The following is a 10,161-nucleotide window of genomic DNA, read 5'->3' on the forward strand; positions in this document are numbered from 1 at the left end:
GCGGCGGAGCTTGCCGGGCTCGCGACGCCCGGCCTGATCGGCAAGACACCCCCTGGAGCGCGAACTCGGGCAGCGCCTGCGTCCAGGTGCGGTGGGCGACGGTGGCGAGGGCCTGGTTCTTCCCGCGGTAGTAGTGCTCGGTCACGACGCCCCAGCACAGGGCCCAGCCGCGCCCGCGCGCCCAGGTGGCGTCGTCGACCTCGGCGGCCCCGCGGAAGAGGGGGCGGGTGTCGGGGGTGAGCAGGGACCAGGCGGCCATGAGGTCGACGGCCGGGTCTCCCGTACCGAGGCAGCCGAAGTCGATGACGGCGTGGAGGCGGCCGTCGCGGGTGAGGAGGTTGCCGGGGAGCAGGTCGCCGTGTTGCCAGACGGGGTCGCCCTGCCAGGCCGGGAGGCGGAGCACCGACTCCCAGGCCTCGGTGACGGCCTCGACGTCGAGGGTGCCGTCCGCGCCGAGGGCGCGAAGGGCGGTCGACATGGCGCCCTGCTCCCAGTCGGTGACCGGGCCGCCCCGGGAGGCTCGGGGCCCACCGGTCGCGTCGACACCGCGCAGGGCGACGCCGAAGCGGCCCAACTCGACGGCGGCGTGGGCGAGATCGGCGATCGGGGCGTTGTACGCGTCGTCGCCGTCGAGCCAGGTGAACACCGACCAGGCCTGGTCGTATCCCTCGCCGGGCATCCCCTGCCCGACGGGCACGGGCACGGGCAGGGTCAGGTGCGGCGCGAGGCGGGGCAGCCACCTCTGCTCCTTCTCGGCGTGCCCGGCGGCCCAGTCGGCCTTCGGTAGCCGTACGGCGAACTCGTCGCCGAGCCGGAACATCGCGTTGTCGGTGCCGGCGGAGTCCACCTCCCGTACGGGAAGTCCCGCCCATCGGGGGAACTGGGCGGCGATCAGCCGCTCGACGAGGGCGGTGTCGATGGCGGGGGCGGTCATGCGGGCGACGTTAACCGTCAAGGTCCTTCCGGGCCACGGGATTTCGGCTCCTTCGGCCGGTCCAGGATCAGGTCGCCGGCGCGGGCGAGGACCTCGGTGCGGGTGCGGCCCTGGTGGTCGGCGGCGAGGAAGTGGTGGCCGATGGCCACGCAGAAGGCGAGGAGGGAGCGGGCCTCGACCTCGTCGGGGTCGGCGCAGAAGGTGCCGATCATCTCGCGGAGCAGCTCCATGCGCCGGTTGTCGACGCGGCGCAGGCGGGCGGCGACGGTCTCGTCGCGGCGGGCCCAGTCGCGGACGGCGAGGTCGATGGGGCGCAGCCGGTCGCCGGAGAAGGTGAGCATGCCGGCGAGGGTGATCAGGGCCCTGGGGTCGCCGTCCGGGTCCTGCCTGACTCGCTCGACGACCTGGTCGGCGGCTTCCCGCTCCCAGGTGTCGAGCATGGCGGCGAGGAGGGCGTCGCGGTCGGCGAAGTACCCGTAGAAGCCGCCTTTGGTGACGCCGAGCCGCTTGGCGAGGGCTTCGACGCGGACGGCGTCGGGCCCGCCGTCGGCCAGGACGGTCAGGCCTTCCTCCACCCAGCGTTCGCGCGGTGTGCGTGCGGCGCCCATGGTGTGTCCTCCCTCACTCCCCGACCGAATATACGCCTCCGTACATCAGGTCTGGCATCGTTGACCCCGTCGTTATACGCAAGCGTATAGAACTGGGAAGGCGGCAGCGCCATGAAGCTCCCCGTCACCGAACACACCACCCGGCCGTGGCGGATCCACGAGTTCACCCCCGACTTCACGACCGAGGACGTCTGGTCCTTCCGCACCCCGGGCGCCGGGCCCGACGACTTCCCGCGCGTGCTCGCGGCGATCGCGGCAGGCGCGGACCTCTCCCAGCAGTCCGGAGCGTCGAGGTTCCTGTTCGCGGTGCGCTGGAAGCTGGGCGCCCTGCTCGGCTGGGACGACCCGAAGGCCGGCCTCGGCCCGCGCGTCCGCTCGCTGCGCGAGCGCATGCCGGAGGAACTGACGGCGACGGCGGACCCCACCCCGGGCCCGGGCCCGTTCACCCCCCTGTACGAGCTTCCCGACGAGTGCGCCCGGGAGCTGGCGAACAAGACCGTCCACGGGGTCATGCACCTGGGCTGGGTGGAGACGCCCGGCGGCGGCCACGAGCTCCGCATGGCGGTCCTGGTCAAGCCCAACGGCCGCATGGGCCGCCTCTACATGGCCCTGATCGCGCCCTTCCGGTACCTGATCGTCTACCCGGCGATGACCCGCCAGTGGGAAGCCGCCTGGCGGGACCGGGAGCGGCTGCTGGGACAGAACCCCTAGGAGACCCCTCAGGGCGTGTCGAGCGCCTCGCGCCACGTCCGTACCGCCTCCGTCGCGACCGGGTGGGTCCAGCCGCGGGGGCGGGCCGCGCCGCCGATGTGGAAGGCGGTGAGACCGGCCGCGCGGAGGGTCGGGAGGTGGTCGAGGCGGAGGCCGCCGCCGACGAGGATCTGGGGTTCGTAGCCCGGTTCGCCCGTGCGGGCGGCTTCGGCGCGGAGGGTCGGGAGGCCGTCGTCGACGCCGGTCGCCGCGCCGGCCGTCAGGTAGGTGTCGAGGCCGGGCAGGTCGGCGAGCGCCTTGCGCAGGCCGTCGCGGTCGGCGGCGCGGTCGATGGCGCGGTGGAAGGTCCAGCGGCAGCCGTCCAGGACGGCGATCAGGCGCTCGACGGCCACCAGGTCCGGTTCGCCGTCGGGGGTGAGGAAGCCGAGGACGAATTCGGTCGCGCCCGCCGAGCGGAGTTCCTCCGCCCGGCCGACCAGGGCGTCGACGTCGCCGGCCGCGAACCCGTCGGCGAGGCGGAGCATCACGCGCAGCGGGATGTCGACGGCCGCCCGGATGGCGGCGAAGGACGCCGTGGACGGGGTGAGTCCGTCCGCCGCCATGTCGGCGACGAGTTCGAGCCGGTCGGCGCCACCGGTCTGGGCGGCGACCGCGTCTTCCTCGTCGAGGGCGATCACCTCAAGGACAGCACGGTTGGTCATCGAGCCCATTCCTCCATGAATGACGACTACAGGTCTAGTCCAATGACCAGATTAAGAGATGTTCCGTGTTGCGGGTAGTCGATCTCCGGGTGACAGGAGACTGCACGGACAGCGTCAGCGATCGCACCACCATGCCCACGGCGTCACCGTAAGGGCTTTCCCGCTTTCGGGCGCTCCACAGCATCCGGCGGTCCGCCAGCCGCATGCGCGTGCGAGGGGTCACGCACAACGGTGAACGTGTGCGGTTCTCGCCAATATGTGCGGCGCGATCTCTACGTTGAGACCTGAGACAGGGCCGATGACAGGGGGTGATGGTGGTGGAAGTCGTCCAGAAGCAGCGACGGTCCCGGGGAAAGAACAAAGCCCCGAAGTGGACCAAGCCCGATGACGGGGTGGTGTCGGTGATGGTGCTGCCGTTGGCTGTCACGGACCCTGGCGATCTCGCGCGGCTGAGGAAGCTGTTCGGGGCGATGTGGAGCATCAAGCGGGCAGTCCAGCGGGACGCCCGCGCAAAGGTCGACGCGTACTGGACCGCGTACCGCGAGCGTGGGCGGGACGGGGCGAAGGCGGTGCGGCAGCGTCTCGGGCTGTCCCGGGAGTCGCTGGAGCGGTGTGCCTATCGGCACCTCGAAGACTCGGCACACCTCAAGCACCATGCCTCGAAGGCCCTTGCGATGCACATGGCCGACGAGGTGTGGAACGGCGTCTCCCGGCATCTGTTTTCCGATGCCACGGGTCACCGATCCGGACGGCCGAAGATCGGCCGCCCGTACGACTTCACCCGTATTCCCGGCCGCGCCCGCTCCCACACAACTGTCAACAAGTGGGAGACGTTCCGCCTGGCCGGCACCCTGGCCGGACACCTGACGGCATACGCAGACGGTGGCCCGTACGCGCTGATGCAGCCGCGCCGAATGCCGAAACCGACCGTGCCCTACGGCCAAGTGCCCACGGGCAAACTGACAGCGGCCGGGACTGCGAGGATGCGCAAGGCTACCTGGTGGGACCACACGGGACCGCTCGCTGTGGTGTTCGCCGGAGGCCCCGACAGCCACCGGGCCGACCTCGTACTCCCCGTCCGCATCCCACAGAGACCAGGGCAGTGGAAGCGGGTGCAGCACTTCCTGGGCAACCCTGACCACTGGCACAAGGTCGATCTCGTACGGCGACGGAAGGCGTCCGCGCCAAGCGGCTGGGTCTACGAGGCGCACCTGATGGTCCTCAGTCCCGGCTACAGCTCCCCCACCGTACGCAGGATGCGCGAGCAGGCTGCCGCTCTGAACCGGGTCGGCGGAGTGGACGGCAACGTCTCCAACCTCTCCGTCGTCTCCTTTCCCGCCCTGCTCGACGGCGGCACACCGATCTCGACCGAGATCACCTTGGCCGACACCGAAGCGCTGAAGCTGGAGAAGGAAGCGAGGAAGCGGCGCGGACGGGCGCGGGCCCTGGAGCGCTCGCGGCGGGCGACGAACACTGCCCAGTACGGGCTGTCGAAGAGGCAGGCCGTCCGCGCCGCTCGCCGGTCCGAGAACGGGCTCAAGCCCAAGGCCGTGCACGTGCCGGGTGGAGCTCGCGCCGCCCGCTCGAACGGGGTGCCAAAGCAGGCGTACCGGCAGGACCGACTCTCTGGCAGCTACCGGGAAACACGTGCCCGGCAGGCCGAAGCCGCCACCTCGGCCGCCGAGCACCGCCGTCATCGAGCCCGCCTCGTGGCCCGACAGATCATCGCCGCCCACGGCCCCGTGCTCGTGGTTGAAGACTGCGACATCCGCACCTGGTACCGACTGTGGGGCAAGCGGCTCTCCCAGACCACTCCGGGCATGCTCATCGCCGCCCTGACCGTCGAGTGCAAGGCAGCAGGCGGCCGTCTCATGCGGGCTTCCACCTGGTCGACGGCCCTGTCGCAGCACTGCCTGTGCGGGGAGCGCATACGGAAAACCCTGCGAGACCGTGACCACGAATGCCCCGCCTGTGGCCTGGTCGGCAAACGCGACCTCGTCTCCGCCGCCCTCGCCGCCTTCGTCCGCTTCACCGACGTGGACGATCCGAAATCGGCGTATCTGGACACCGCACTGTCCCGACAAGCCCAGATCACGTACACACAAGCGCTGGAAGAAGCGCTGCGGGAGTCAACCACACCGAGCCCGAACATCCTTCCGGGTGCGGGACGCGTGGCAGTCCCACGGCAACACCGCCTTGGGACCTCTGCTCCCCGAACTGCCGAACAGCGAGGCCGAACAACCCCGGATGAGACACCGCGAGGTGCCCACGCCGGAACGTTCGACTCTCGCCCCGGCCGCAATCCGCAGCTCACGCTCTGGTGAATCGCGGGCCAAGTCTTAGCCGTGTGTGTGCCCTCCCGCACCGTGCCCCGCCTCACCCGTCCCATTCGCGGCCGGAGCGGGCGACTTCCCGGCCGTCTTTCCCGTCGCGCCCGCCGTCACCGTGAAGGCCGCCGTGCGGACCTTCCCCTCGTGCTGGAAGTCGAGGAAGAGGCGGTACGTGCCCGCGCTGGGCGCCGTCGCCGTGAAGGAGACGTCCGGGCCGGGGCCGCCCTCGTTGGGGTGCACGTGGAGGTAGGCGAGGTCGCCGTCGCGCAGCGCGACGAGGTGTCCGTACGCGCCGAGGTACGGCTCCAGGTCCGTGACGGGCTTCCCGCCCTTGGTGACGGTGAGGCGGAGTTCGCCGGCCTTGCCGGGGTCCAGGACGCCGCCGAGCCGGACCTGGTAGCCGTCGACGTCCGCGGTCGGGGCGGCGGCGGGCAGCGGCTTCGGCGCGTACGCCCCCGGGACGGCGAGGTCGGCGCCGAGCGTGACGCCCCTGGCGCCGGGGGCGGCGGGCTTGAAGTCGGCGAAGGCCTTGTAGCCGCCGGCGGCCGGCAGGTCCGCGTCCACCGACCAGGTGCCGTCGGCGGCCTTCACCGGGTGCAGGTGGCGGAAGGTGTTGAGGTCGCGCGAGGCGACGATGAAGTGCAGCTCCTTGCCGTGCTCGGTGGCGAAGGCGGTGACCTTCTTGCCGGCCGCGTCCTTGACGGAGAACTTCAGGGTGCCGCGGCCGACGGCGGGGGTGGGGGTCTCCAGGGCGAGGGTGTAGCCGTCCTGGGAGACCTGGAGGCCGCCGGGGAGGGCGGAGGCGGCGGCGGTGGCGCCTTCCTCGTGACCCCCATGGCCCGACCCCTTCTGCGGCTCCTGCGCCGCGTGGCCCGCGTGCTCCGCCTTCTTCGGCTCCTCGACGGGGCCGACCCCCTTGCCGACCCCGTACGCGGTCCCGAAGGTCGCGGCGAGCGCGGCGGCAAAGGCAGTGATCTTCACTCCGGTGTTCATGACTGCTCTCCCGTACGTGGGTGGCGTGGGCATTCGTGCGTCCGATGCACTTCACCATACCCCTGGGGGGTATCAAGTCAAGTCGCTTCCCCACTTGCGCCGGATACCACCGGGGGGTATACATGAACTCGCAACCGGATACCCCCCGAGGGTATCTTCGAGAAGGATCGACCGAGGAGGAAGCCATGGGCTCCTGCTGCACCCCCGACAACAGCTGCTCGACCAACTCCGGCAAGGCGACCGCGACGGCGGTCGCCGACAGCACCGTCACCGTCTACGCCGTCTCCGGCATGACGTGCGGCCACTGCAAGAGCGCGATCACCAAGTCCGTCAGCGCCCTCGACGGCGTCGTCTCCGTCGACGTCGACGTCGCCGGCGGCCTGGTGACCGTGACCACCGGCGGCGAGCCCGACGACGCCGCGATCACCGCGGCCGTCGACGACGCGGGCTACGAGCTGACCGGCCGGGCCTGATCCGCCGCCGGGCAGACCGGCACCCCACCGGCGTCCCCCGTCCCGGTATCCGACGGTCCGCCCGGCAGGCGGAGCACCGCCCGCACCACCCGGCCGCCGGGGTCCGCCCACCACGCCCGGACCCCGGCCCCCGAACCCCGCTACACCCGAGGAGCAGGAAATGACCACGACCACTCCGGGCACCGCCCAGGTCGAGCTCGCCATCGGCGGCATGACCTGCGCCTCGTGCGCGGCCCGCATCGAGAAGAAGCTCAACCGCATGGACGGGGTCGAGGCCACCGTCAACTACGCCACCGAGAAGGCGAAGGTCACCTTTGACGCCGACATCGACGTCGCCGACCTGATCGCCACCGTCGAGGCCACCGGCTACACCGCCGAGGAGCCCGCTCCCCCGAAGGCCGAGGGGAACGACGGCGGCCCCAGCGACGAGGAGAAGGCCGACGAGGAGCTGCGGCCGCTGAAGCAGCGGCTGATCACCGCCGTCTCGCTCGCCGTGCCCGTCATCGCGATGGCGATGGTCCCGGCCCTGCAGATCGAGTACTGGCAGTGGCTGAGCCTCACGCTCGCCGCCCCGGTCGTCGTCTACGCCGCCTGGCCCTTCCACAGGGCCGCCTGGACCAACGCCCGGCACGGCGCGGCCACCATGGACACCCTGATCTCGGTCGGCACGATCGCCGCGTTCCTGTGGTCGCTGTGGGCGCTGTTCTTCGGCACCGCCGGCACGCCGGGCATGACGCACCCCTTCGAGTTCACCATCGCCCGCACCGACGGCGCCGGGAACATCTACCTGGAGGCCGCGGCCGGCGTCACCGCCTTCATCCTGGCCGGCCGGTACTTCGAGGCCCGCTCGAAGCGCAAGGCGGGCGCCGCGCTCAAGGCGCTGATGCAGCTGGGCGCGAAGGAGGTGACCGTCCTCAAGGGCGGCCGCGAGGTCACCGTACCGACCGCCGAACTCCAGGTCGGGGACCGCTTCCTGGTCCGCCCGGGTGAGAAGATCGCCACCGACGGCACCGTCGTCGAGGGCTCCTCCGCGGTCGACGCCTCGATGCTGACCGGTGAGTCCGTGCCCGTGGAGGTCGGGGTCGGGGACTCCGTCACCGGCGCCACCCTGAACGCCGGCGGCCGCCTGGTCGTCGAGGCCACCCGCGTCGGCTCCGACACCCAGCTCGCCCGGATGGCGAAGCTCGTCGAGGACGCGCAGAACGGCAAGGCCGCCGCCCAGCGCCTCGCCGACAGGATCTCGGCCGTCTTCGTGCCGGTCGTCATCGCCCTCGCGCTCGGCACCCTCGGTTTCTGGCTGGGTACGGGACAGGGCCTGACCGCCGCGTTCACCGCCGCCGTCGCCGTCCTGATCATCGCCTGCCCCTGCGCCCTGGGCCTGGCCACCCCGACCGCGCTCATGGTCGGCACCGGGCGCGGCGCCCAGCTCGGCATCCTCATCAAGGGACCCGAGGTCCTGGAGACCACCCGCAAGGTCGACACGATCGTCCTCGACAAGACCGGCACCGTCACCACCGGCCGCATGACCCTCATCAAGGTCCACACCGCGGCCGGTACGGACGAGACCGACGTGCTGCGCCTGGCCGGCGCCCTGGAGCACTCCTCCGAGCACCCCATCGCCCAGGCCGTCGCCACCGGCGCCGCCGCCAAGGTCGGCACCCTGCCCACCCCCGAGGACTTCGCCAACGTCCCCGGTCTCGGCGTCCAGGGCGTCGTCGAGGGCCACGCCGTCCTCGTCGGCCGCGAGAAGCTGCTCGACGAGTGGGCCATCGAGCTGCCCGCCGGGCTCAAGTCCGCGAAGGACGAGGCCGAGAAGGCCGGCAAGACGGCCATCGCGGTCGCCTGGGACGGGAAGGCCCGCGCGGTCCTGGAGGTCGCCGACGCCGTGAAGGAGACCAGCGCCGAGGCCATCCGGCGGCTCCGCGCGCTCGGTCTGACGCCGATCCTGCTCACCGGTGACAACAAGGCGGTCGCCGAGGCCGTCGCCGCCGAGGTCGGCATCGACGAGGTCATCGCCGAGGTCATGCCGCAGGACAAGGTCGACGTGGTCAAGCGCCTCCAGGGCGAGGGCCGTTCGGTCGCCATGGTCGGCGACGGCGTGAACGACGCCGCCGCGCTCGCCCAGGCCGACCTGGGGCTCGCGATGGGCACGGGCACGGACGCCGCCATCGAGGCCGGCGACCTGACCCTCGTACGGGGAGACCTGCGGGCCGCGGCCGACGCGATCCGGCTCTCCCGCAAGACCCTCGGGACCATCCGCTCCAACCTCTTCTGGGCCTTCGCCTACAACGTGGCCGCCCTGCCGCTCGCCGCGGCCGGACTGCTCAACCCGATGATCGCGGGCGCGGCCATGGCCTTCTCCTCGGTCTTCGTGGTCGGCAACAGCCTCCGCCTGCGGGGCTTCCAGGCCGCCGACCGCTGACCGTCCCGTCCTGTGAACCCCTGATCCCCGAGGAGCCCGTCGTGGCCGGTTACGGACAGCACAAGGAAGACATCATCAGACGGCTGAGGCGCATCGAGGGCCAGGTCAGGGGGGTGCAGCGGATGGTGGACGAGGACGTCTACTGCATCGACGTCCTCACCCAGGTCTCCGCCATCAACGCGGCCCTCCAGTCCTGCGCGGTGGCCCTCCTGGACGAGCACCTGAGCTGCTGCGTCACGGAGGCCATCGCCCAGGGCGGGGACCAGGCGAAGGTGAAGGTGGGCGAGGCGTCCAAGGCCATCGCCCGGCTGATCCGGACGTGACGGAGTCCCCGGGAATCCGGGGGGAAGAATCAACCGCCCTTGCGCGAAGGGCAGTCGGCGGACAGCGTGAGACTCAGCCGGAGACAGAGGCCGAGCAGCCGGCGGAGGAGCACCAGCTCCACCGATCCGGGGAGACCGGAGTCGCAGGCCTTCGCGCAGGGGCGGTTCCTCATGAGGGTCGACATCCCGCCATCGTACCCCTGGGGGGTATACCTGGCGCGGGGAAGCGGCCCGTACGATGACAGGCCCTATGGGGGAGGGGATGCGCGTGCGCCGGCTGGGAGAGCTGGAGGCCGAGATCATGGACCGGCTGTGGGCGTGGCAGCGGCCCGCCACGGTCCGCGAGATCGTCGACGACATCAACCGGGGACGCCGGGTCGCCTACACGACGGTGATGACGGTGGCGGACATCCTGCACCGCAAGGGCTGGCTCCGGCGCGAGAAGTCCGGACGGGCCTGGCTGTACGAGCCGGTCCGCGGCCGCGAGGAGTACACGGCGGGCCTGATGCGGGACGCGCTCGGCGACAGCCAGGACCGTCCCGCCGCCCTCCTCCGCTTCGTCGAGGTCATCTCGGACGAGGACATGGCCGCCCTGGACGCGGCCCTCCGCGCCGCCCGGGGCGACCAGGACCCGCAGGCCGTCCGCGCCGCCCGGGGCGAGGGCCC

Annotated in this window: 11 protein-coding genes; 6 read left to right on the forward strand and 5 right to left on the reverse strand. The window is 71.7% G+C overall.

From position 1 onward, the window contains the following. Window positions 1-934, reverse strand: a 934-nt coding sequence (locus ABZ318_RS37350) for an aminoglycoside phosphotransferase family protein (protein WP_356906873.1), incomplete at its 3' end; no start/stop codon positions are given. Window positions 935-951: 17 nt separating this feature from the next. Further along, complete coding sequence (locus ABZ318_RS37355; RefSeq protein WP_356906874.1) at window positions 952-1,542, reverse strand: TetR/AcrR family transcriptional regulator; 591 nt, start codon at window positions 1,540-1,542, stop codon at window positions 952-954. Between the two features lie 111 nt (window positions 1,543-1,653). Between ABZ318_RS37355 and ABZ318_RS37360 the strand changes: the two genes are divergently transcribed. Then, window positions 1,654-2,253: a DUF2867 domain-containing protein gene (locus tag ABZ318_RS37360; protein ID WP_356906875.1), complete on the forward strand. Its 600-nt coding sequence runs from the start codon at window positions 1,654-1,656 to the stop codon at window positions 2,251-2,253. An 8-nt stretch (window positions 2,254-2,261) separates the two neighbouring features. Here ABZ318_RS37360 and ABZ318_RS37365 read toward each other — a convergent pair whose 3' ends face one another. Continuing rightward, window positions 2,262-2,954 (reverse strand): copper homeostasis protein CutC, encoded by a 693-nt coding sequence (locus ABZ318_RS37365; RefSeq protein ID WP_356906876.1) that lies wholly within the window; start codon window positions 2,952-2,954, stop codon window positions 2,262-2,264. A gap of 311 nt (window positions 2,955-3,265) precedes the next feature. On the opposite strand from ABZ318_RS37365, the gene ABZ318_RS37370 reads away from it, so the two are divergent. Then, entirely contained in the window at window positions 3,266-5,278 is a 2,013-nt protein-coding gene (locus ABZ318_RS37370; RefSeq protein WP_356906877.1) for a transposase, read from the forward strand. 15 nt (window positions 5,279-5,293) lie between these two features. On the opposite strand, the gene ABZ318_RS37375 is transcribed toward ABZ318_RS37370, so the two are convergent. Then, a complete protein-coding gene (locus ABZ318_RS37375) occupies window positions 5,294-6,277 on the reverse strand; it encodes a hypothetical protein (protein ID WP_356906878.1) in 984 nt (327 codons plus the stop codon). Window positions 6,278-6,462: 185 nt separating this feature from the next. Between ABZ318_RS37375 and ABZ318_RS37380 the strand changes: the two genes are divergently transcribed. The 3 genes from ABZ318_RS37380 to ABZ318_RS37390 all read left to right on the forward strand — a co-directional run bounded on the left by ABZ318_RS37380 (window position 6,463) and on the right by ABZ318_RS37390 (window position 9,495). Further along, window positions 6,463-6,750: a heavy-metal-associated domain-containing protein gene (locus ABZ318_RS37380; protein ID WP_356906879.1), complete on the forward strand. Its 288-nt coding sequence runs from the start codon at window positions 6,463-6,465 to the stop codon at window positions 6,748-6,750. Window positions 6,751-6,910: 160 nt separating this feature from the next. After that, window positions 6,911-9,172: a heavy metal translocating P-type ATPase gene (locus ABZ318_RS37385; RefSeq protein ID WP_356906880.1), complete on the forward strand. Its 2,262-nt coding sequence runs from the start codon at window positions 6,911-6,913 to the stop codon at window positions 9,170-9,172. Window positions 9,173-9,213: 41 nt separating this feature from the next. Next, entirely contained in the window at window positions 9,214-9,495 is a 282-nt protein-coding gene (locus ABZ318_RS37390; protein WP_015035316.1) for a metal-sensitive transcriptional regulator, read from the forward strand. A gap of 29 nt (window positions 9,496-9,524) precedes the next feature. Here the strand turns inward: ABZ318_RS37390 and ABZ318_RS37395 are convergent, their stop codons facing one another. Then, window positions 9,525-9,680 carry a hypothetical protein gene (locus ABZ318_RS37395; RefSeq protein ID WP_356906881.1) on the reverse strand — a complete coding sequence of 52 codons (156 nt, stop codon included), beginning with the start codon at window positions 9,678-9,680 and terminating at the stop codon, window positions 9,525-9,527. A gap of 83 nt (window positions 9,681-9,763) precedes the next feature. On the opposite strand from ABZ318_RS37395, the gene ABZ318_RS37400 reads away from it, so the two are divergent. Continuing rightward, on the forward strand, window positions 9,764-10,161 hold a 398-nt coding region (locus ABZ318_RS37400; RefSeq protein WP_356906882.1), incomplete at its 3' end, for a BlaI/MecI/CopY family transcriptional regulator.

The organism is Streptomyces sp. NPDC006197 (assembly GCF_040613865.1).
GTDB lineage: Bacteria > Actinomycetota > Actinomycetes > Streptomycetales > Streptomycetaceae > Streptomyces.

Bases quoted from the DNA above. Each gene is read 5' to 3' on its own strand.
- ABZ318_RS37355 (WP_356906874.1), bottom strand. From the start codon at position 1,542: ATGGGCGCCGCACGCACACCGCGCGAACGCTGGGTGGAGGAAGGCCTG.
- ABZ318_RS37360 (WP_356906875.1), top strand. From the start codon at position 1,654: ATGAAGCTCCCCGTCACCGAACACACCACCCGGCCGTGGCGGATCCAC.
- ABZ318_RS37365 (WP_356906876.1), bottom strand. From the start codon at position 2,954: ATGACCAACCGTGCTGTCCTTGAGGTGATCGCCCTCGACGAGGAAGAC.
- ABZ318_RS37370 (WP_356906877.1), top strand. From the start codon at position 3,266: ATGGTGGTGGAAGTCGTCCAGAAGCAGCGACGGTCCCGGGGAAAGAAC.
- ABZ318_RS37375 (WP_356906878.1), bottom strand. From the start codon at position 6,277: ATGAACACCGGAGTGAAGATCACTGCCTTTGCCGCCGCGCTCGCCGCG.
- ABZ318_RS37380 (WP_356906879.1), top strand. From the start codon at position 6,463: ATGGGCTCCTGCTGCACCCCCGACAACAGCTGCTCGACCAACTCCGGC.
- ABZ318_RS37385 (WP_356906880.1), top strand. From the start codon at position 6,911: ATGACCACGACCACTCCGGGCACCGCCCAGGTCGAGCTCGCCATCGGC.
- ABZ318_RS37395 (WP_356906881.1), bottom strand. From the start codon at position 9,680: ATGTCGACCCTCATGAGGAACCGCCCCTGCGCGAAGGCCTGCGACTCC.